This window comes from Stenotrophomonas sp. Pemsol (assembly GCF_003586545.1).
In the GTDB taxonomy this organism is placed as follows: Bacteria; Pseudomonadota; Gammaproteobacteria; order Xanthomonadales; family Xanthomonadaceae; genus Stenotrophomonas; species Stenotrophomonas sepilia.
The window spans coordinates 758020-780703 of sequence record NZ_CP025780.1 but is presented as its reverse complement, the minus strand read 5'-3'; the positions used below and the strand labels follow the sequence as shown (position 1 = coordinate 780703).

Genomic DNA, 22684 nt, shown 5'->3' with positions numbered 1-22684 from the left:
GTGCCGGATGTGGTTCCCCCGGTAGTGCCGGCCGCTGGCCGGCACCTGAAGGGACCATGGATTCATGAGTTGCCGGCCAGCGACCGGCACTACCGCCCCAGGCGCTGGTCCCGCGCCTTCTGGTCGGCCATCGCCTTGTCCAGTTCGGCCTGCAGTGCCGGCTGCTGCACGGTGGCGTCCAGCACATAGACCTTTACCCCATGCGCCGGCACGTCAGTCTTCAGCTGCTGCTCGACCTTCACCGTGCCGCCATCCAGCGCATCACGCCACGTGCCAGCCTGCAGGTAGCGGTCCACCTCGAAGGTGCGCGCCGCATCACCCTTGTTCAGCAGCACCAGCGCGGTCTGCGTCACGTCACCGTGCTGCAGCACGCGGAAGAACACGGCCTCATCGCCCTGCAGCCGCTCGTTCACCTGCAAGCCACGCTGCAGTGCCGGGGTCGCTTCACGCAGTTTGGCGATACGCTGCAGCGGCGCGAAGATCGGGCTCTGCGGCGCAGCGTCCACACGCGGCTGGCCGAAGTAGGCACGGTTGCCTGCGTGCTCGGCGCGGCCACGCATGAAGCCGGTCTCCGAGCCGTAATAGACCACCGGAATGCCGCGCGCGGTGAACAGCCAGTTGTGCGCGTCGATGAAGCCATTGTCGCTGGCCTGCAGGCGCGGCATGTCGTGGTTGTCGTAGAAGCTCATCAGCTCGTACGGATTGGCATACGGGCCACCGCTCAGGTGCAGCGGCTCGGCCAGCGTCTCAAAGCCCTTGCCGGCGGTGCCGAAGGTCTGCTCCAGAGCACCGCGCAACGGGAAGTCGAGCACGCTGACATTGGCGTTGGCCGGCCAGGTGTGCTCGGCAATGGTCGCCGCGTTGTAGTCGAAGGCTTCGCCGAACATGAACATGCCCGGGTGCTCGGCGCGGATGCGCTTGACGAATTCATGCCACCACGGGTGCGGCAGCCAGCCGATGGTATCGATGCGCAGCGCGTCCACGCCCTGCGCGGTCCACTGCAGGTAAGCGCCGACCAGATAGTCCATCACCGCCGGATTGTCCTGGTTGAAGTCGGACAGTTCGGCGAGGTTGCCGTCGAAGATCGAGCCGTCCTTGCTGTCGACCGGGCCGATGTTGTTGTAGAACGCGTGCAGCGGGTTGTGCTTCGGGTCCAGCTTCTGCGGTGGCAGGTTCTGGTGGTCGGCAATCAGCGTTCCGTCCTTGTCGAAGATCTGGCCGAACTGCGGTTGCCGTATCGGCATGGTCCAGGCCGGCGAACCGTGGTTGCCGACGATGTCCAGCACCACCTTCAAGCCGGCACCGTGCAGGCCCTTGGTCAGTCCGGCGAAGTCCAGGTCCCTGCTGGGCAGGTGCTCATCGAGTCTGTAGAAGTTGATGCCCCAGTAGCCGTGGTAGCCGGTCTTGCCGCGGTCGGTCAGCGTGCTGGTACAACTGATCGGCTTGCTGCCGGTAAAGGCCTCGTCCGGGTTGTCGACGATGGGCGTGATCCACACCGCGCCGAAGCCCAGATTGCGGATGTACTCCGCGTTGTCGAGTACGCCACGGAAATCACCGCCGAGATAGCCGATGTTGCCGTCCACCTTGTCCGGGCATGGCACCGGGATGTCGAAGGTGCGGTGCGCGCCACCCTGGTCGCGATGGTCATTGGATGGATCACCGTTGACGAAGCGGTCGGTGACCACGAAATACACCGCATCGCTGGCGAACGGTTCGGTGGTGCCGACGTAGTCCGGGCGCGGCGTGGCCACGGCCTGGCCGGCGAACAGGGCAAGGGAAACGGCAACAGCCAGGACACCACGCATCACACCACCTCCGGACGGGACGGAACCCGCAGCACACACAGGCCGGCGACGAACAGGCTGCAGCCGCCCAGCACCAGCACATGCATCGGCTGGCCACCCAGCCATGCGCGCAGGGCAAAGCCGAGCGCACTGGCCGCCACCAGCTGCGGGATCACGATGAAGAAATTGAAGATGCCCATGTACACACCCATCTTCGACGCCGGCACGCTGTCGGACAGCAGTGCATACGGCAACGACAGGATCGATGCCCAGGCAAAACCCACACCCACCATCGACAGCAGCAGCCAGTGCGGGTCGCGGATGAACATCAGCGAGACCAGGCCGGCAGCGCCCAGCCACAGGTTGACCAGGTGGCTCCAGCGCAGGCCGATCGCACGCACCATCGGTGGAATCAGCACCGCCGCCAACGCAGCGAAGCCGTTGTAGGCGCCAAACAGCACGCCCACCCAGTTGGCACCTTCGTTGTAGGCCGCCGACTGTGGATCGGTCGAACCGAAGTGGGTACCGGCCACCGCAGCAGTGGTGTAGATCCACATGGCGAAAAGCGCGAACCATGAGAAGAACTGCACCCACGCCAGGCGGCGCATGGTCACCGGCATCGCGCGCAGGTCGCCGACGATGGCGGCCAGCATATGCGTGGCCGGCAACGCGCGCGCGGCCGCCAGCAGCAGGCCGTAGCCGGCGCACAGGCCTGCCAGCACGTACAGCATCCTGTCGCCTTGCCGCCAGGTGATCAGCAGCGCCAACAGCACACCCAGCCCTAGCCACAGGGCCACCCGCGTCCATGGCGCCGGGCCGTTGATCACCGCTCCCGCATGATGCGCCGGCGGCTCGGCATCATCGAAGGCAGCCAGTTCTGCTGGTGAATATTCGCGGGTGCTGACCACCGTCCAGGTGATCGCCGCCAGCAGCACCGCCGCGCCGAAGTAGAACGCATAGCGCACGGTGTCCGGCACATCACCGGCGGCGGCCGTATTGGCAACGCCGAAGTGGGCCAGGATGAACGGCAGGAAGCTGGCGACGATGGCGCCCACACCGATGAAGAAGCTCTGCATCGCATAGCCGGCCGGACGCTGGCGTGGCGCCAGCTGGTCGCCGACGAAGGCTCGGAACGGCTCCATCGATACGTTGATCGAGGCATCGAGCACCCACAGCGTGCCGGCCGCGATCCACAGCGTCGGTGAATTCGGCATCACCAGCAGGGCCAGCGTGGTCAGCACCGCACCGATCATGAAGAACGGACGGCGCCGCCCCCAGCGCGTCCAGGTGCGATCGGACAGGTAACCGATCACCGGCTGCACCAGCAGGCCGGTCAGCGGCGCGGCGATCCACAGCCCCGGTACCGCGTCGATGTCCGCGCCCAGCGTCTCGAAAATGCGGCTGGCGTTGGCATTCTGCAGGGCGAAGCCGAACTGGATGCCGAGAAAACCGAAACACATGTTCCAGATCTGCCAGAACGACAGCTGGGGTTTGGCGGGGCGATTCATCGTGCGTCCTCTACAGCCACGGGCGCCACCGTCAGCGCCTGCACCTGCGCCTGGTTGAGCACGCCGTCGCGCCCGCCCTTGCCCCCGGTGTAGTGCGCGAAATGCTGCAGTGTGCTCATGTTGAAGCCCTCTTCAAGCGTGACCGTGCATCGGCCCTTCGGCACCGGGAACGTCGCCGAGGTCGAGTCCTGCACGGCCACGCTGTGCGGCAGGGTGACGGCGTGCCGCTGCAACGGCTGGCCAGGGCACTGCAGCGCCAGCTGCTTCACCGCGGCGGTCACGCCCGTGTTGATCGGCCCATTCGCGTTGCTGTACTGCAGGCGCAGGCGCACCTGCCCCGCCTTGGCCGAGGTGAACTGCCAGCGCTCGGCACCCTTCAGTCGCTGCTGCGGACCGACGCAGACCATCGGACTGTGCAGCGATTCCAATGCGCCGTCGCGCCGGGTCAGGCTCAGGCAATGCTGCAGGCCATCGTCACCGATGCGTGCCAGGCCATTGCTGGCGGTGAGCGCGCGACCGTCCTGCCACAGCACCTGGCCGGCAGCGACCTCGATGTTCCAGCCCCTGCCCTTGCGTCGCGCCTGCGGTGCGGCCGGCGTGGCCGGTGCGCGCGCATTGGCGTCGGCCGTCGTCGCCACGCTGCGCGGTGCCGCTGCGGTGGCCACCAGCTGCACGGTGGTGGTGGCACCACGCGTCTTTACCTGGCCCGCCACCAGCAGGCCATCACCCACCTGCTTCGGCCGCTCCAGCACATAGCGCTTGCCATCGGCCTCCAGGGAGATGCGGCGCTGCTTGCCGAACAGTTCGGGGACCAGCGCGGCTGGCAGCTTGGGCTGCACGCGGCCGTCAGCCTGTACGCCGAATACGCCTTCGAGCACCATCGACAGATACCCGGCCACCGACCACAGCTGGCGCTCCGAATTGACCACCGGCCCGCTGAGCGCGCCTTCATCGACATGCACGGCCTGGCTGACCAGCTCGTAATTCTCCATGTTGGAACCGGCCAGCGCGGCACCCTGCATCAGCGAGCGGATCTCGGCGGCGATGCGCGGCGCATCGTCCAGCTGCCGCGCCGCACGCAGCGAGTAGGCACTGACGAACGGCCAGATCGCCCGGTTGTGATAGATCGGCTGTTGTGCTTCCTGCGGCCAGACCACCGGGCTGCCGGCTGGCCCCATCGGATACGCCGCCAGCGCACGCCGCGCGCGCTCGGGCGGCAGCACCTCGGCAAGGATGCCCAGCGAGAGGCCTAGCAGATCGACCTTGGCGTACGGCACCGGGTGCGCCGCTTCGCCGATGTAGCTCATGTACTGGCCGATATCCTCGCGCCAGAAGCGCGCATCGATCTGCTGCGCCAATGCGTCGGCCCAGGCCTTGTAATCGGCCGCGCGGGCATCGCCGTGCTGCCCGGCCAGGCGTTCGGCCAGGCGCAGTGCCTGATAGTGCAGCACGTTGGTGGACAGTGCATAGGAATCACCGATGAAGCGCACGTCCTCGCGGGTCCAGTCCGGATAGGTCTGCTCGCGCCAGTCCAGGAACGAAGTCTCGCCACGGTACAGGCCCATCTGCGCGTCGAACACCATCGCGCGGTCCTGCGCCAGCGTGCCCTGCAGGGCCTGCCAGACCTGGTCGGCAAATGCGCGATCCTCCAGAAGCTGGCGAGCCGCCAGGAACCACACCACGCGGTCGCTGCTGATCGGCCAGCTGCCACCGGAACCGGTGTCCTGCGCCACAAACAGGCCGGGCGTGTGCCCGTCGCGCGCCGCCGACAGTTTGAACTGCAGCGACTGCCGGGTGCGCTTCGGGTCCAGGCGTGCGAGCGCCAGATCGGCGGCAAAGCTGACATCGCGCGTCCACACATAGGGCCAGCGCGCGCCGGTCTGGAAGCACTCGCACGGCACCGGTCGGCCTTCGTCGAACGCGGGATCGCGAATCGCGTCCACGCGGTCCTGGTCCATCTCCTGCTGGGCCAGCGCGAACAGGGCATCGAACATCACGCTGCCGGTCTGGCTGCGCATCGGCATCGGCGCGATACGCACATCGCCCTTCGGCGCATGCAGCACGAAGCTGCCGTTGGCAGCGGCTTCGGCGCGCGCATGGCGGCCGTCGAATTGCAGGTCGGCCGCCTGCGCGGTCGTCCCCAGCGCTGCCCCCAGGGCAGCGGTCAGGCAAATGATCTTCAGCATCGAAGCGGCGGACCGGCTCGCGCCCGTCGGCCTCCCTCCCTCTCTGCACGCGTTGTAGGTCCGCACCGTCGTTGCCGGCGGGCGGGCGCGGCCCCTCCCTCAAGGTGCCCTGGCCCCATGGTAGACGCGGGGCTGTCGGCTGCGTCCAGTTGCATACGTATTCATGGCATCGCGCGGTAGCGCACCCGCCGCGCTGGCTTATGGTCCGGGTCTGCCAACGGCGCCTTGGGAGGGGAATTGCCGATGTCACCCACTGCTGTACGCGCGGTGTTCGCGCACATGCTGGGCCTGGCCCTGATCGGCTGGGCCACGCTGGTACAGGCCGCGCCCCAGGTGGCCAGCGTCGAATCGCCGGGCAAGGTGTTGAAGGTCAGCCTGGTGCTGGACGGCGGCACGGCCCGCTACCGGGTCGAGCGCCTGGGCGACACTGTGGTGGAGGATTCGAAGCTCGGCTTCGACCTGCGCGACGGTCGCCTGGACCGCGATTTCACCCTGTTGGGCCAGCAGCGGCACAGCGTGGATGACACCTGGGAACAGCCGTGGGGCGAACGCCGGCTCACCCGCAACCACTACAACGAGCTGACCGTGCAGCTGGCCGAAACCACCGGCAGCAAGCGCCGGCTGGATGTGGTGTTCCGCGTCTACGACGATGGCATCGGCTTCCGCTACGTGTTCCCCGAACAGCCGAATCTGCGCGAGGCCATCATCGATGACGAGCTGACCGAGTTCGCCATCGCGCAGGATTCCACCGCCTGGTGGATCCCGGCCGGCGAGCCGATCCACTACGAGTACCTGTACCAGCGCACCCCGCTGCACGAAGTACCGCTGGTGCATACGCCGATGACCCTGCGCAGCCGTGATGGCCTGCATGTGGCCATTCACGAGGCCGCGCTGGTGGACTACGCCGGCATGTGGCTGCGCCGCAGCGGGGGACAGCGCCTGCGCGCGCAGCTGTCGCCCTCGGCCGAAGGCTGGAAGGCACGCCGCGCCCTGCCCTTCGCCACGCCCTGGCGCACGCTGCAGATCGCCGACCGTGCCGGCGGCCTGGTCGAATCGGACCTGATCCTCAACCTCAACGAACCCAACGCGCTGGGCGATGTGAGCTGGGTGAAGCCAGCCAAGTACCTGGGCGTGTGGTGGTCGATGCACCTGGACAACGAGAGCTGGGCGACAGGGCCGAAGCACGCGGCCACTACGGCCAAAACGAAGAAAGTCATCGATTTCGCCGCCGCGCACGGCTTCCGTGGCGTGCTGGTGGAAGGCTGGAACCCGGGCTGGGACGGCATGTGGGTGGGCAATGGCTACGATTTCGAATTCACCCGCGCCACGCCCGATTTCGACATTGAAGCGCTGTCGGCGTATGGCCTGAAAAAGGGTGTGCACCTGATCGGCCACCATGAAACCGGCTGCGCCATCGAGCACTACGAGGACCAGCTTGGCGCCGCGCTGGACCTGTACGCACGACTGGGCGTGGACCAGTTCAAGACCGGCTACGTCTGCGACGACGGCCAGGTCGACCGCCGCAATCCCACGGGGGGCCCACTGTGGCGCGAGTGGCACGACGGGCAGTTCATGGCCCGCCACCATCTGAAGGTGGTGCAGGAAGCCGCGCGCCGGCACCTGTCGGTGAACCCGCATGAGCCGATCAAGGATACCGGCCTGCGCCGCACCTATCCCAACTGGATCTCGCGCGAAGGCGCACGCGGCATGGAGTACAACGCCTGGGGCCAGCCACCGAACCCGCCGGAGCACGAGGTCAACCTGGTGTTCACCCGCATGCTGGCCGGGCCGATGGATTACACCCCCGGCATCCTCAGCCTGAAGGGCCGCCACGGCCAGGCCATCCCCAGTACGTTGGCCCGCCAACTGGCGCTGTACGTGGTGCTGTACAGCCCGATCCAGATGGCCGCCGACCTGCCCGAACACTACCTGCAGCATCGCGAGGCGTTCCGTTTCATCGAGGACGTGGCGGTGGACTGGGAGCAGAGCCGCGTGCTCGATGGCGAAGTGGGTGACTACGTGACGATCGTGCGCCGCGACCGCAACAGCCGCGACTGGTTCCTCGGCAGCATCACCGACGAGCACGGCCGCGTGCTGCCGGTATCGCTGGGCTTCCTGGAACCTGGCGTGCGCTACCGCGCCGAGATCTACCGTGATGGTGAAGGCGCGGATTTCCGCAGCAGCCCGTTCGCGTTCGTTCGCGAAACCCGCGAAGTGACCAGCGCCGATGCACTGACGCTGGTGCTGGCACCAGGCGGTGGCCAGGCCATTCGCTTCACGCCGCTGTGAATGCCCGGGTAGTGCCGGCCGCTGGCCGGCAACCCGGCGAACGCGATTGCCTGCCAGCGGCCGGCACTACCGGAAGCACTGCATGAAAGCGATTACACCCCTGCAGACGCCATTGAATACGTATGCAGGGTGATTCCCGCGAAGAATGCGCTGCCTACCATAGCGGCGACGACAGCGGCCACCGCGTCGCACGTTCACGGCGCCGCCGGAACGCTCACAAATCGATCTGCAACATTGCCTGGGAGGGGAAAATGTTGAACCACAAGCGCAGCGCGCTCAGCATCGCGCTGGCCGTTGTCCTGGCGCCGACGCTGGCGTCGGCACAGTCCACGCAGAGCACCACCACGCCGGCCGGCACCGCCGCCACCAACCTCGATACGGTGCAGGTCACCGGCATCCGCCGCGGCATCGAGAGCGCGATCGCGGTCAAGCAGGACGCCACCTCGGTGGTCGAAGCGATCTCCGCCGAAGACATCGGCAAGCTGCCCGACGTCAGCATCGCCGAGTCCATCTCGCGCCTGCCCGGCCTTGCCGCACAGCGCGTGGCGGGCCGTGCGCAGGTGATCAGCGTGCGCGGCCTGTCGCCGGACTTCGCCACCACCCTGCTCAATGGCCGCGAAGTGGTCAGCACCGGCGACAACCGTGGCGTCGAGTTCGACCAGTATCCGTCCGAACTGGTCAACGGCGTGACCGTGTACAAGACCCCGGACGCGGCGCTGGTCGGACAGGGCCTGTCGGGCACCATCGACATGCAGACCGCGCGCCCGCTCAGCTTCGGCGAGCGCGTGATCGCGGTCAGTGGCCGCTACCAGAAGAGCTCGCTGGGCCGCGCCGCCAACACCGATCCGTACGGCAACCGCTTCAGCGCCAGCTACATCGACCAGTTCCTGGACAAGACCCTGGGCATCGCCATCGGCTATGCGCACAGCGACATGCCGATCCAGGAGAACCAGGTCGGCCTGTACGAACCGTGGACCACCGAGCACACCGACAAGGGCGACCGTCCGGGCGTGGGTGCCGGCACCTACTTCTCCGATGGCATCAAGGCGCTGCGCCGCACCGGCAACAACAAGCGCGACGGCGTGATGGCCACGATCCAGTTCCGGCCGAACAACAGCTGGACCAGCACCTTCGATGCATTCCACACCGAAGCCGAGCAGATCGACACCGCCAACCAGTTCGAGCTCAACCTGAGCAACTACAACGGCAACTACACCCCGGGCCTGCTGGTCAGCAACCCGCAGGTCAACGCCAATGGTTCGTTCACTGGCGGCACCGCCAGTGGCGTGTATCCGCTGGTTCGCGGCATGTACAACAAGCGCAAGGACAAGATCGACGCGTTCGGCTGGAACAACGAGTTCAATTTCAGTGGCGTCAAGCTGGTCGCCGACCTGAACTACTCCAAGGCCACGCGCGACGAGCTGAACCTGGAAAACAACCTGCAGCTGACCCCGATGCCGCAGCTGGATACGGTCGGCGTGTCGATCCGCCAGGACGGCTTCTCGCAGATCAGCCCGGGCCTGAACTACTCCAACCCGGATGCGTTGTTCCTGACCAACACCATCTACGGTTCCGGCTACGGCAAGGTGCCGCAGGTGGAAGACCGCCTGAAGGGTGGCAAGCTGGCAGCCACCATCGCCCTGCCCGATGCCGTCGCGTCGTGGGCGCCGGACATCGACATCGGCGTGAACTATGCCGACCGCCGCAAGGTGAAGACCCAGTCCGAAGGCAACATCCTGCTGGGTGCGCAGGGCGACGCCAACATCGCCTCGGACCTGCAGTACCGCCCGGTCAACCTGGGCTTCGCCGGCCTCGGCACCATCCCGGCCTGGAACGTGCCCGCCGCAGTGGGGCGCTACATGACCTTCAACCCGGTCGACAACCTGGACTACCTGATCCCCAAGTCGTGGACGGTACAGGAGAAGATCACCACCGCCTGGGCGCGCCTGAACATCAACGCCGACATCGGTGACGTCGGCGTGCGCGGCAACATCGGCGTGCAGATGCAGCACACCGACCAGAGCTCGGATTCGCGGTACTGGGACAGCTCGCAGTCGGCCGGCAACAACGTGCAGCCGTACTCGAACGGCCGCACCTACAATGACTGGCTGCCGAGCCTGAACCTGGCCTTCCTGTTCCCGCATCAGCAGACGCTGCGTTTTGCCGCCGCCAAGCAGGTTGCGCGGCCGCGCGTGGACCAGATGCGTGCCGGCCTGGAGTTCGGCGTGGACACCGGCACCGGGCGCCCCGGCGGCAGCGGCGGCAATCCGCTGCTGGACCCGTGGCGTGCCACCGCGCTGGACCTGTCCTATGAGAAGTACTTCGGCGAGAAGGCCTACGTGGCTGCCGCGATCTTCTACAAGGACCTGAAGAGCTACGTCTACACCCAGTCGGTCGACAACTACGACTTCACCGAACTGCTTCGCAACTACGTTCCTCAGCAAGGTGCGGCGCCGGTTCAGTACACCGGCACCTTCTCCGCCCCGCAGAACGGCAAGGGCGGCACGCTGAAGGGCCTGGAACTGACCGCATCGTTCCCGCTGGAGATGCTGACCGACAGCCTGCGTGGCTTCGGTGTGCAGGCCAGCGCGACCTTCAACAAGAGCGACATCACCATCCTGGACCCGGAGAGCGCCTCCAGCGTGGGCAGTGATCCGATCAGCCTGCCGGGCCTGTCCAAGCGCGTGTACAACTTCACCGCCTACTACGAGCGCAGCGGCTTCGAAGCACGCGTCAGCCAGCGCCGGCGTTCGGACTTCATCGGCGAGATCGGCAACTTCAACGGCAACCGCAGCCTGCGCTACGTTGTCGGCGAGAACGTGACCGATGCGCAGGTCAGCTACACCTTCAGCGACAGCAGTGCCCTGCGTGGCCTGACCCTGCTTCTGCAGGGCAGCAACCTGACCAACGAGCCGTACCGCACCTACGCCGGCAGCAAGGACCGCCCGCTGGAGTACATCGAGTGGGGCCGCACCTATATGCTGGGCGTGAACTACAAGTTCTGATCACGGCCGGGTCGTGCCGGCCGCTGGCTGGCACCCCATGGAATGCCCGCTGCGCAGGTAGCGGGCTTTCTTTTGCGCGGATGCCGGCCGTTGGTCGGCAAGGACCATCCACGCATGGCGTGGATCTACTGAACGAGCGAGGCGACCTTCGCACGGCACGATGTCAACGGGTCGGTAGATCCACGCCATGCGTGGATGCCGTTCTCTGGAACTCCACCCACAAAAAAGGGACGGGGCGCTTCGGCCCCGTCCCCGCAAGTACCGCCACCGGAGAAAACGGTCAGCTGCGTCGGGCGCAATACACCGCGCGCGGCGGCAGCTGGAGTTCATTGCCCTGCACCGTGCCCGCATCCGGGCCCGGTACCGCCACCTGCTGCCAGTTGCCCGGCGGCAGCGGATGGGTCACTGCCTCGGCCGACAGGTTGAAGGCCAGCAGGAGGGTTTCATCTGCAAGCATACGCTCGAACAGCAGCACTGGCTCGGCGCTTTCAAGGAATCTGATGCTGCCATGCAGAAGCGCCGGCTGGGTATGCCGCCAGGCCAGGAACGCCCGGAACGCCGCCAGCACCGAATGCGGGTCGCGTTCCTGCACAGCCACCGCCGCCGCCCGGTGCTCGGCCGGAATCGGCAGCCAGGGCTGGCCGCTGGTGAAACCTGCTAACGGCGCATCGGTCCACGGCAGCGGGGTGCGGCAGCCATCACGGCCCTTGAAGTTCGGCCAGAAGGTGATGCCGTAGGGGTCCTGCAGGGCCTCGAATGGCACCTCGGCCTCGGCCAGGCCGAGCTCCTCGCCCTGGTACAGGCAGACCGAACCGCGCAGCGAGCACAGCATCGCCACCAGCATCCGCGCCAGGCGCGGATCGGCCGGGTGGCCGCCCCAACGGCTGACCGCCCGCTCCACGTCGTGATTGGACACCGCCCAGCACGGCCAGCCTTCGGTCATCGCCGCTTCCAGCCGCGAGACCGTGTCGCGGATGTAGGCCGCGCTGTAGTCATCCACCAGCAGCTCGAAGCTGTAGCCCATGTGCAGGCGGCCTTCGCGGGTGTACTCGGCGGTGGTCGCCAGCGAGTCCTCCGAGGAGATCTCGCCCAGGCTGACCGCGCCCGGATACTGATCCAGCAGCGCGCGCAGGCGCTCCAGGAACGGCAGGTTCTCCGGCTGGGTGTTGTTGTAGTAGTGGTACTGGTAGGCGTACGGGTTGTCCGGGCTGAAGCCGCGCCCCACCCGCTTCTCCGCCGGCTTGGGCGGGTTGTCACGCAGCTGCGCGTCGTGGAAGCAGAAGTTGATCGCATCCAGGCGGAAGCCATCCACGCCGCGATCGAGCCAGAAACGTACATTGTCCAGGGTGGCCTGCTGCACGTCCGGGTGGTGGAAGTTCAGGTCCGGCTGGTCGACCAGGAAGTTGTGCAGGTAGTACTGCTCACGGCGCGGCTCCCACTGCCAGGCACAGCCGCCGAACAGCGACAGCCAGTTGTTGGGCGGGGTGCCGTCCTCGCGCGGGTCGGCCCAGACGTACCAGTCGGCCTTCGGATTGCTGCGGTCCTGGCGGCTCTCGCGGAACCAGGCGTGCTCGATCGAAGTATGGCTCAACACCTGGTCGATCATCACCTTCAGGCCCAGGCCATGGGCCTTGGCCAGCAGGCGGTCGAAGTCGTCCAGGCTGCCGAACAGCGGGTCGACGTCGCGGTAGTCGGCGATGTCGTAGCCGAAATCGGCCATGGGGGACTTGAAGAACGGCGAGATCCAGATCGCATCCACGCCCAGCGCGGCAATGTGGTCCAGGCGCTCGATGATGCCCGGCAGGTCGCCCACCCCATCGCCGTTGGCATCGAGGAAACTGCGCGGGTAGATCTGGTAGATGACGGCTCCGCGCCACCATGGATAGTGCGACATCGACAGCCCCCCTCCGGGCATGCGGGACCCGCCGGCAGCGGGCCGAAATCCTGATCCGGCAAGCTTAGCGGTGGCCTCGCGGGCATGGCGCAACCTGCATACGTATTCACGCGAAGGGCCGCGCAGGCCGGGCTGGAATTGCCGCTCGGGCCGGTTTGCGCCCGAATTCACGGCCAGCGCCTATAATCGATGGTGAGCCTGAAAGCCTGATCGCATGACCATCACCGAAGACACCCGTCCCGCCCTGGGCCTGCCCCAGATCCAGTCGCTTGCCGCGGCCGACATGGCCGCCGTCGACGCCCTGATCCGGCGCCGGCTGTCCTCGGACGTCGTGCTGATCAACCAGATCGCCGACCACATCATTTCCGCCGGCGGCAAGCGCCTGCGCCCGATGCTGGTGATGCTGGCCGGCCACGCGGTCGGCCAGGCCGGCCCGGAGCACCACCAGCTGGCGGCGATCATCGAGTTCATCCACACCTCTACCCTGCTGCACGACGACGTGGTGGACGAGTCCAGCCTGCGGCGTGGCCGCAGCACCGCCAACGCGCTGTGGGGCAACGCGCCCAGCGTGCTGGTGGGCGACTTCCTGTACTCGCGCAGCTTCCAGCTGATGGTCGAGCTGGAGCGCATGCCGGTGATGCAGATCCTGGCCGATGCCACCAACCGCATCGCCGAGGGTGAAGTGCTGCAGCTGCTGCATGTGCACAACCCGGACACCGATGAAGCCGCCTACCTGCGCGTGATCGAGCGCAAGACCGCGGTGCTGTTCGCCGCCGGTACCCGCCTGGGCGCGCTGGCCAGCGGCGTGGATGAGGCGACCCAGCAGGCCCTGTTCGACTACGGCATGCACCTGGGCTACGCATTCCAGATCGCCGACGACGTGCTGGACTACTCGGCCAACGCCGAGGAGCTGGGCAAGAACCTGGGCGACGACCTCGCCGAGGGCAAGGCCACGTTGCCGCTGATCCACGCGATGGCCCACTCCGATGACGCTACCCGCGAGCGCCTGCGCACCATCGTGCAGGACGGCGACGCCTCGGCGATGCCGGAAGTGCTGGCCGCGATCCGCGTCACCGGCGGCCTGGAGTACAGCCGCGCGCGTGCCGAGGAATATGCCGAAGCCGCCGAGCGCGCGCTCGATGGCCTGGGCGACAACGATGCCGTGGCCGCCCTGCGCGGCCTGGCCCGCTACGCGGTGCAGCGCTCGCATTGATCGGTTGAGGTGTGCCGACCAACGGTCGGCACCTACCGCGGCTGTGGGTGGATGCCGACCGTTGGTCGGCACTGAAACGGTCGCATTGACCGCATCTGGTAGTGCCGGCCGCTGGCCGGCATTCCCGATGACATCCGCAGCATCATGAGGTTGCCGGCCAGCGGCCGGCACTACCACTGCACGAATCAACGTTTCTCGAAGCGCTCCTCGAAGAACTCATCCAGCGCCTTCCATGCGCGCTTGGCCGCCCGTTCGTTGTACTGGCAACCCGGCGGACTGTTGGCATCGCGCTCGGCGAAGCAGTGCACGGCACCGCTGTAGTTGGTGAACTCCCAATCGACCTTGGCCGCATCCATTTCCTTCTGGAACGCGGCGATGTCCTCGGCGGTCACGCTCTTGTCATCGGCCCCGTTGAGCACCAGCACCGAAGGATGGCTGCCACCGGCCTGCGCCGGCAGCGGCGAACCCAACCCACCATGCAGGCTGACCACACCGGCCAATGGCGCACCGGCGCGAGCCAGTTCAAGCACGGTGGTACCGCCGAAACAGAAGCCCACCGCACCGATCCGGCTGGCATCCAGCGGCACCTTGCCGGCCTGCGCCTTGAGCACGTTCACCGCTTCCAGCGCACGTGCGCGCAGCAGCGGCCGGTCGTTGCGCAGCTTGCTGGCCACCGGCCCCGCCTCCGCATCGCTCTTCGGCCGCACGTCCTTGCCGTAGACATCGGCCACCAGCACCACGTAGTCGTCGCCGGCCAGCTGCTTGGCCTTCTCGACCGCCGACTCGTTCACACCCTTCCAGTTCGGCACCATCACCAGGCCCGGGCGCTGGTCATGCTCGCCATCGTCGTAGACCAGCACGCCACTGAAGGTCGTGCCCTGGTGTTTCCACTCCACCGGCTGCGTCTTCATCGCCGCCCACGCTGGCATCGCCGCCAGCCCCAGCATCATCGCCACACCGCATCGCCAACGATTCATGCGCCTGCTCCGCAAGAAAAAGGGGACGGAGGGGATTAAGCCGTATTCGCCCCTCCTGCGTCGCATTCTGCATTGGCGGCGTGACGCAGGTGTGGTTGGATACGACTTAATCCCCTCCGTCCCCTTTTTTCGCATGAATCTTGTTGATCGCTTTCTGTCTGGCCTGATCCCGCGTTTGCCTGCCGAGGATGCCCCGCAGTGGGTCCACGTGCAGGGCGCCAGCGCTGAAGACCTGCAGCGCCTGCGTGTGCAGTGGCCGCAGGTGCCGGACAGCCTGGTGGAACTCCTATCGCGCGTGGATGGCACCCACTACCGGGAGTACCCCGGCGGCAAGGTCTGCGTACTGATGCTCGGCTCGGACGTGGAGGACGGTGGCTACCCGTACTACCTGCGATCGGTCGCGCAGATCTTCGAGGACCAGCAGCGATGGGACGACAGCATCCGTTCCATCTACGAAGAGTGGCTGGATGAGGAACCGGAGATTCTCGGCGAGGGCATCGACGCGGATCTGCCGATGAACCGCCGGCTGTGTTTCTCGCACTGCATGAACAACGGTGGCACGTCGATGCTGTACCTGGATTTCGATCCCGCGCCAGGCGGCACCGTCGGCCAGGTGGTGCGCTACCTGCACGATCCGGACAGCTATGCGGTCATTGCGCGGAGCTTCGATGTGTATCTGCAGCAGCTGATCGATGGCGATTACGCGTTCATCGATGAAGACGAATGAAGGCAGCCGAGCGTGGGCTCGGCTCTACAGTAGAGCCACGCCATGCGTGGGTGAATTTCTCCGCAGGTTGCAGGCCAGCGGCCGGCACTACCCGCGCTCGATCCAATGCAACGTGCCCGGCATGAGCGCCAGCAGGTCCGCTGCGGCCAGCTGATTCCGCGGCCAGTGGCGTTCCGGCGGGTTCGGCTGCCGGGCACCCACCGAACCGTCGTAGTCGCGCACCAGCAGGCCGATGCGCGCGGCTCCGGCCTGCAACAGCGCGTCGATACGCTGCAACCACTGGCCGGCATCGTCCAGCGCTTCATCGCGGCGTGCCTGCTGATCCTGTTCATGCCGCGCCTGCTGCTCGGCCAGCGCGCGGGCGATCTTGGCTTCGCTCCAACCCTTCTTCCGCCAGCGCCCGGCATCGCCCTTCCACTCCCGCTCGGCCCGCGACGAGGCCAGCGCGGTACCGCAATCGCAGTGCGCGGCGCTCAGCCACGGCTGCCAGCCGGGCCCGACGGCCGCCTGCAGGCTGGGCGAATCCTGCGCAAACAGGCGCCGGCCACTGCGCTGCATGATCGCGACGGCTTCAACGTGCGATAAGGATGCGGGCAGGAACAGGGTAATGAAGGTGCACATGCGGGCATCCGGGTCCGTCCGGGGATGCCTGCATGATAAATGCACGATGGGGTCAGAACCCTTTCCTGCGGAAAGGGATCCGACCCCGATCCCGCCGGTCAGGCGATGCCCAACCCCGGAATCGCGCTGATGCTGTCCGGATCGAATCCGGCCAGTTCGGCGAAATGACGGCCACGGGCCACGTAGTCGCGGTAGGCACCAAAGCTTGGCGCGCCCGGCGACAGCAGAACCACACCGCCCTGCGCCCCCAGCGCGGCGCGCGCCAAGGCCATCGCCTCGGGCAGATCCGACGCCGCGTGCAGACCGAAGCGGCCGGCATCGGCCAGCGGCTGCAGCATCGCGTGGATGCGCGGGCCGTTGCTGCCCATGGTCACGATCTCCACCGGCGGCACGTCGTGCGCCATGTGCTGCACGAAGTCGGTCCAGTCCAGGCCACGGTCGTGCCCGCCCACCAGCAGCGCGATGCGCTGCCCGGCGAAGCACTCCAGCGCGGCCAGGCTGGCGTGCGGCGTGGTGCTGATCGAATCGTTGACGTAGGTCAGGCCATCGGCCACGCCGATGCGCTGCAGGCGGTTCGGCAGCGGGCGGAAATCCTGCACCGCCGGTGCCAGCGCCACCGCGTCCAGGCCCAGTGCCTCCAGCGCGGCCAGCACCGCGCACAGGTTGCCGCGGTTGTGGCGGCCCGGCAGCGGCGTGTTGCGGGTATCGAACACCGCCTGTTCGCCGCGATGCACGATGTCGCTCCGCATATGCCAGCCTTGCGGCTGGTTGAACCAGACCACCTCACTATCGGGCAGCGACAGTGCCGCCAAGTGCGGATCGGCGGCATTGAGCACGGCAATGCGCGGCGCGGCTTCCGTCACCAGCCGCAGCTTGTCCTCGATGTAACGTTGTTCGCTGCCGTGCCAGTCCAGGTGTTCCGGGAACAGGTTCAGCACCACTGCCACCTGCGGGTGGGCGCCACTGCGCGCCACTTCACCGGTCTGGTAGCTGGACAGCTCGACGGCCCAGTACTCGGGCGCCGGCTGCGGGTCCAGCACTTCCAGCAGCGGCAGGCCGATGTTGCCGACCAGTCCGGTACGGTGGCCGGCCGCGCGCAACAGGTGCGCGACCAGTGCGGTGGTGGTGCTCTTGCCCTTGGTGCCGGTCACGCACACGGTGTCGTGCACGATGCCATCGTCGGCCGCGTGTTCGGCGAACCACAGCGCGGTGCCGCCGATGAAGGTGGTGCCCTGCGCTGCCGCCGCCAGCGCGATCGGCTGATAGGGACTGATCCCGGGCGATTTGATCACCACGTCGAACGCGGCCAGCGCTTCGGCAGAAGGCTCGCCACGCACGTCCAGCGCGCCCTGTGTTTCCACGCGTGCGGCCCCGACTTCGGCCGCCGGGCAGAACAGGCTCAGCGGCAGCGTGGGCAGGCGCTCACGCAGCACCGCAAACGCGGCGCGGCCCTCGCGGCCCCAGCCCCACAGCGCGACGCGCTTTCCTTCAAGCTTCGAAATCTTCACGCACCCGTTCCCACAGCGCAGCCGGAACGCGGTGCTCGCCCTGCAGTTGCAGCAGCGGTGCCAGTTCCAGTTCGGCGGCATCCAGCTGCGGCTGGATTTCATTGCAGAAGCGCTTCACCAGCACGTCTTCCTTCCATTCCGGGCGCTGCGCCAGCGTCGCCATCGCCGCACGCGATTCGCGGCCTTCACCCACGCACTCGAACGGCTTGTGGTCCTGGAATTCCAGCAGCGCATCGAAGCCACCGGCCTGCTCGGCATCGTCCAGCAGGTTGCGGCCGAAGATGCGCACCAGGCGCGTCTTGGGCATGAACGGGGCCAGCGCCAGGAACACGAAATGGCACTTCGGGCAGACGCCACACCAGCGGTTCACCGGGCGCTCGCCGAGGATGTGGAAATTGCGGTTGCAGCTGGAGAAGTGCGCGTCGTAGAAATCAGTCTTGGCGAACTGGCGGGCCACCGCCAGCTCGGACATCGGTCGCAGCAGCGAGTAGTACTGCAGATCCGCCGCCACGTACTTCCGCACATGGCTGCCGAACGCCTGCTCGCAGGCCCAGCCCTTGGACCACTGGTGGTTCACTTCGCCGGTGCCCGGAATCTGGCTGCCGTAGCTGGCCGAACGCTCGTTGGAGAACACGACCTGGTCCACGCCGTGCAGCAGGGCGGCCAGCACCATGATTGCCGAGTTCACCACCGTCACCGGGATATGGCCGTTCCAGGCGCCCTGGCGGTTCAACTCGAACAGTTCCGGTGCCAGCGTGCGGCCCAGGTTCAATGTCGGCAGGCCGGTGCGCTCGGCGCACGCACGGATCAGTTGCGAGCCACCGATCCAGGTCACCGTCTCGTCCACGCCGGCACGGCGCAGCGCTTCGATGCTGACCAGCGAATCCTTGCCGCCGCCGATGGCCACCAGTGCGTGCGGCTGCAGGCCCAGCGCCGGCGCCTGCACGGCCTCGCCCTGCACCGGCAACCGGAAGCGGCCGCGCAGGTTCAGGCCGTTACGGTAGGCGAATTCGCCCAGGCCATTGAGGTAAATGGTCTCAACCAGTGCGGCGGTATCGGCATCGATGCTGTAACTGTCGATGCTGACCGTATCCGGTACGCCGGCCTTGTAGTAGCTGACGCCGGCAATCAGGTGCAGCAGCTGCAGCGCACGCTGCACGGCAGCGGCGCGCGCCTCGTCCAGCACGAACGGGGCACCCGGCACAGTGATGGTCTCCACCATCTCCGGGCCGTCGTCGAAGGCATAGACCAGCCGGGCCACGCCGGTATCCGCTGCGAAGTCGCAGTGGACGAAGCGGAAGCGGGAAACCTGGTGTTTGTCGAAAGCAGTCATGGTGTATCCGGTCAGGCACGGGCCCGCGCGAGGGCGCGGGGCGTGTCGGTGGGCGGGTGCAAGGCGCGCGCGGTGGTCATTCGATCACGTCTTCGCGCGGCAGCTTCCGCTGGTTGTAGGTGTTGGCCATCACATAGCCGTAGGCACCGGCATCGGCGATCAGCATCACGTCGTCCGGCGCAGTGGACACCGGCAGCTTGCGGCGCTTGCCGAACACATCGCTGGATTCACAGATCGGCCCGACCACATCGAACGCCGCTTCGGCATAACCGCCCTGGCGGCTGAGATTCTCGATGTCATGCCAGGCGTCGTACAGCGCCGGGCGCATCAGTGCGTTCATGCCGGCGTCCAGGCCGACACGACGCACGCCGTCCTTCTCCACCACCTGGGTGGCATGGGTCAGCAGCACGCCCGATTCGGCCACCAGGTAGCGACCCGGCTCGATCGCCAGGCGGAATGCCGGGTGCAGCGCCTTGACCTCGGCCAGGCCCTCGGCCCAGGCGTCCAGGTCGAAGGGTTCGTCTTCGTCGCTGTACGGAATCGGCAGGCCGCCACCGATGTCGATGGTCTGTACGCTGCCGATGCGGCGGGCGAAACCGGCCAGCTCATCGCACATCAGCCGCCAGTGCTGCGCGGTTTCCACGCCGCTGCCCAGGTGCGCATGCAGGCCCACCACGCGGCTGCCCAGTTCGGTGGCCGCGCGCACGAACTCGTCGACGCGGGCGATCGGCAGGCCGAACTTGGACTCCTTGCCACCGGTACGGACCTTGGCGTGGTGGCCCTCGCCCCGGCCCAGATCGACGCGCAGCCACAGCTCGCGGTTGCGGAACAGGTCCGGCCAGCGCTGCAGCGCTTCCACGTTGTCGACGGTCACGGTCACGCCCAGCGCAAACGCCGCCTCGTACTCGCTGCGCGGGCAGAAGCTGGGGGTGAACAGCACGCGCTTGGGCGACAGTTCCGGCAGGTGCTGGAACACATGCTTCAGCTCGCCATGCGACACGCACTCCAGGCCGAAGCCTTCGGCTTCCAGCAGCTGCAGGATGGCCGGGTGGCTGTTGGCCTTGATCGCGTAGTAACGCTGGTCGATCGGCTTGATTGCGGCCAGTGCACGGGCGCGGGCGCGCACCGTCGGCAGGTGGTAGACGTAGCGCGGCGTACCGGCATCGGCCAGCTGCAGCAGGTGCGCACGCTGGCCGCGCCACCACGGCGTGCCGCGCGGGCGCACGGTGCCGGCAATCTCGCGCCAGCGCGGGCCGAACACTTCGGTCTCCTCCACCGGCATCGCGCCGCTGTCGATCAGCTCTGCGTGCAGGATCGGCAGCAGGCCATCGGCATCGGCCTCGTCGATGACGAAGGTCAGGTTCAGGTCGTTGGACGACTGCGAGATCATGTGTACGCGCTCGCGGCCGAAGGTCGCCCACACGTCCGACAGCTTGTGCAGCAGCGACCGCATGCCGCGGCCCACCAGGGTGATCGCCGCGCACGGCACGATCACCTTCACCTTGCAGATCTGCGACAGGTCGGCCGACAGCGCGGCCAGCACATCGGTGTTGACCAGGTTCTCGGACGGGTCCAGCGACACGGTGACGTTGGTCTCGGCCGAACCGATCAGGTCCACCGACAGGCCGTGCTTCTTGAACAGGTTGAACACATCGGCCAGGAAGCCGACCTGCTGCCACATGCCGATGCCTTCCATCGACACCAGCACGATGCCATTGCGGCGGCTGATCGCCTTCACCCCCGGCACCGGTGCGGCGCTGCCATCGATGCTGGTGCCCGGCAGTTCCGGGCGCTCGGTATCGAGGATGGCCATCGGCACGCCGGCATCGCGGCACGGCTTGATCGAGCGCGGGTGCAGCACCTTGGCGCCGGTGGTGGCGATTTCCTGCGCTTCGTAATAGTCCAGGCGGGTCAGCAGGCGTGCGTCGGGCACGTCCTTCGGATTGGCGCTGAACATGCCCGGCACATCGGTCCAGATCTCCACCCGGCTGGCGCCGAGCAGCGCACCGAAGTACGCCGCCGAGGTATCCGAGCCACCACGGCCAAGGATGGCGGTACCGCCATCGGCATGCCGCGAAATGAAGCCCTGGGTGATCAGCAGGCGGGTCGGCTGCGCGCGGAAGCGCTGCATCCACTCCGCGTCGGCGCGCCACTGGCAGTTCACCGACAGCCGCTGCGACCAGTCGCTCTGGTTCGGCTGCGGCGGCATCGCGTCCAGCCACTGGCGGGCGTCCATCCAGCCCATGTCCAGGCCCGAGGCGCGCAGATAGGCCGCGCCCAGGGTGGAGGACAGCAGCTCGCCCTGGCCCAGCACTTCGGCCTGCCAATCCAGCGGACGGGTAGCCGCCCGCGCATCGTCGAGCAGGCCCTGCAGCGCCGCCAGCCGTTCGGCCAACACCTCGCGGCCCAGGCCGAGTTCGGCCAGGAAGCCCTCATGGCGCTCGACAAGCGCTGCCACGCGATCACCGCTGTCCGGCGCGCCGTCGGCAATCGCGGTCAGTTCGTTGGTGACCCCGGACAGCGCCGATACCACCACCAGCACGCGCGATCCGGTCTCCTCCGCGCGTTTTTTCGCCAGCTTCCCGATCGTGTCCCAGCGGTGACGACGCGACACCGAGGTGCCGCCGAACTTCAGTACGATCCAACGATCGACAAGGGGGGAAGCTGACATGGATTGGCTATGTAGAATGTGGGGAAGCCGCCCTCGGGGGGCGGAACCTTTGATTCTAAGCGCAATGTCCCCGTAGATGGCCGTCCTCCGTTACCTGCAGCTCGATGTCTTCGCCCCCCGCCCCGGAACCGGCAATCCACTGGGCGTCATCCTGGACGCCGACGCGCTCTCCAGCAGCCAGATGCAGGCCCTGGCTGCCTGGCTGAACCTGTCCGAGACGGTGTTCTTCCTGCGCCCCACCGCGCCCGGCGCCGATTACCACATCCGCATCTTCACCCCGACCCGTGAGCTGGCCTTCGCCGGCCACCCCAGCGTCGGCGCCGCCTGGGCGGCGGTGACCTGCGGCCTGGCCCAACCGCGCGACGGCGCCCTGCTGCAGCAATGCGCGGCAGGGGTGCTGCCAGTACGGGTGAGCGGCCCGGCCGAGGCACTGGAGATCCAGCTGGCCAGCCCGCCGGCACGGCAACTGGACACGGAGGCAGACGGAGCGCCCGCCGCGCTGTTGGCGCTCGCTGCCGACGGGCAGGTGCCCGAACTCTGGGACAACGGCGCACGCTGGTGGCTGCTGCCACTGCGCGATGCCGCCGCCGTTCGCGAGCTGGCACCGGACATGGCCGCGCTGGCCGACTGGAGCCTCGCCACCGACGCTACAGGCCTGGCCGTCTTCGCCGATGAAGCCGGCACCGGCCACACCCGCGTGGTGCGTGCCTTCTGCCCCGCTGATGCGCCCGCCGTGCCCGAGGATCCCGTGACCGGCAGTGCCAATGCACTGATCGGCGCCTGGCTGCGGCAGCGCAATGCCCTGCCCGGCCGCGAGGGCCACTACGTGGCCAGCCAGGGCCGCGAAGTGGGCCGCGATGGCCGCGTGCAGGTACAGGTCGATGCGCAGGGCACGGTGTGGATCGGCGGCCAGGTGCAGCCGGTCATCGACGGCCAGATCCGTTGGCTGTAGAGCCGAGCCCACGCTC

Annotated in this window: 14 protein-coding genes; 5 read left to right on the top strand and 9 right to left on the bottom strand. The window is 67.4% G+C overall.

What is annotated here, in order from left to right:
• Positions 1-89: 89 nt before the first annotated feature.
• The 3 genes from PEM_RS03600 to PEM_RS03590 are packed head-to-tail and all read right to left on the bottom strand — an operon-like array spanning position 90 to position 5478.
• Complete coding sequence (locus PEM_RS03600; RefSeq protein WP_111127840.1) at positions 90-1805, bottom strand: alpha-amylase family glycosyl hydrolase; 1716 nt, start codon at positions 1803-1805, stop codon at positions 90-92.
• Entirely contained in the window at positions 1805-3292 is a 1488-nt protein-coding gene (locus tag PEM_RS03595) for an MFS transporter (RefSeq protein WP_111127839.1), read from the bottom strand. Before PEM_RS03595 ends, PEM_RS03600 begins: the two co-directional genes overlap by 1 nt.
• Positions 3289-5478, bottom strand: coding sequence for a Six-hairpin glycosidase-like protein (locus PEM_RS03590; protein WP_111127837.1), 2190 nt, complete (start codon positions 5476-5478; stop codon positions 3289-3291). The genes PEM_RS03595 and PEM_RS03590 overlap by 4 nt, the downstream gene beginning before the upstream one ends.
• Positions 5479-5715: 237 nt before the next feature.
• Here PEM_RS03590 and PEM_RS03585 point away from each other — a divergent pair, with 237 nt between their 5' ends.
• Together PEM_RS03585 and PEM_RS03580 are read left to right on the top strand one after the other, a co-directional pair.
• The gene (locus PEM_RS03585) at positions 5716-7767 is read left to right on the top strand and encodes a glycoside hydrolase family 97 protein (RefSeq protein WP_111174784.1); all 2052 of its coding nucleotides are present in this window, start codon (positions 5716-5718) and stop codon (positions 7765-7767) included.
• A 251-nt stretch (positions 7768-8018) separates the two neighbouring features.
• Positions 8019-10772, top strand: coding sequence for a TonB-dependent receptor (locus PEM_RS03580; protein ID WP_111127898.1), 2754 nt, complete (start codon positions 8019-8021; stop codon positions 10770-10772).
• Positions 10773-11052: 280 nt separating this feature from the next.
• Here the strand turns inward: PEM_RS03580 and PEM_RS03575 are convergent, their stop codons facing one another.
• Positions 11053-12666 (bottom strand): alpha-glucosidase family protein, encoded by a 1614-nt coding sequence (locus tag PEM_RS03575; protein WP_065196576.1) that lies wholly within the window; start codon positions 12664-12666, stop codon positions 11053-11055.
• A gap of 214 nt (positions 12667-12880) precedes the next feature.
• Here PEM_RS03575 and PEM_RS03570 point away from each other — a divergent pair, with 214 nt between their 5' ends.
• Positions 12881-13879, top strand: a complete 999-nt coding sequence (locus PEM_RS03570) for a polyprenyl synthetase family protein (protein ID WP_111127834.1) — start codon at positions 12881-12883, stop codon at positions 13877-13879.
• 185 nt (positions 13880-14064) lie between these two features.
• Here PEM_RS03570 and PEM_RS03565 read toward each other — a convergent pair whose 3' ends face one another.
• Positions 14065-14856, bottom strand: coding sequence for a dienelactone hydrolase family protein (locus tag PEM_RS03565; RefSeq protein WP_111127832.1), 792 nt, complete (start codon positions 14854-14856; stop codon positions 14065-14067).
• Between the two features lie 133 nt (positions 14857-14989).
• Here PEM_RS03565 and PEM_RS03560 point away from each other — a divergent pair, with 133 nt between their 5' ends.
• On the top strand, positions 14990-15583 hold the full coding sequence (locus PEM_RS03560) for an SMI1/KNR4 family protein (protein WP_032953996.1): 594 nt from the start codon (positions 14990-14992) through the stop codon (positions 15581-15583).
• Between the two features lie 87 nt (positions 15584-15670).
• Here PEM_RS03560 and PEM_RS03555 read toward each other — a convergent pair whose 3' ends face one another.
• The 4 genes from PEM_RS03555 to PEM_RS03540 form a co-directional block, all read right to left on the bottom strand.
• On the bottom strand, positions 15671-16204 hold the full coding sequence (locus PEM_RS03555) for a hypothetical protein (protein WP_111127831.1): 534 nt from the start codon (positions 16202-16204) through the stop codon (positions 15671-15673).
• A 98-nt stretch (positions 16205-16302) separates the two neighbouring features.
• Positions 16303-17712, bottom strand: a complete 1410-nt coding sequence (gene murD / locus PEM_RS03550; RefSeq protein ID WP_111127830.1) for a UDP-N-acetylmuramoyl-L-alanine--D-glutamate ligase — start codon at positions 17710-17712, stop codon at positions 16303-16305.
• The gene (gene murL / locus PEM_RS03545; protein WP_111127828.1) at positions 17693-19045 is read right to left on the bottom strand and encodes a UDP-N-acetyl-alpha-D-muramoyl-L-alanyl-L-glutamate epimerase; all 1353 of its coding nucleotides are present in this window, start codon (positions 19043-19045) and stop codon (positions 17693-17695) included. Before murL ends, murD begins: the two co-directional genes overlap by 20 nt.
• A gap of 76 nt (positions 19046-19121) precedes the next feature.
• Positions 19122-21716 carry a bifunctional aspartate kinase/diaminopimelate decarboxylase gene (locus PEM_RS03540; protein ID WP_072168632.1) on the bottom strand — a complete coding sequence of 865 codons (2595 nt, stop codon included), beginning with the start codon at positions 21714-21716 and terminating at the stop codon, positions 19122-19124.
• 76 nt (positions 21717-21792) lie between these two features.
• Between PEM_RS03540 and PEM_RS03535 the strand changes: the two genes are divergently transcribed.
• Positions 21793-22668 (top strand): PhzF family phenazine biosynthesis protein, encoded by an 876-nt coding sequence (locus tag PEM_RS03535; RefSeq protein ID WP_111127827.1) that lies wholly within the window; start codon positions 21793-21795, stop codon positions 22666-22668.
• Positions 22669-22684 lie beyond the last annotated feature (16 nt).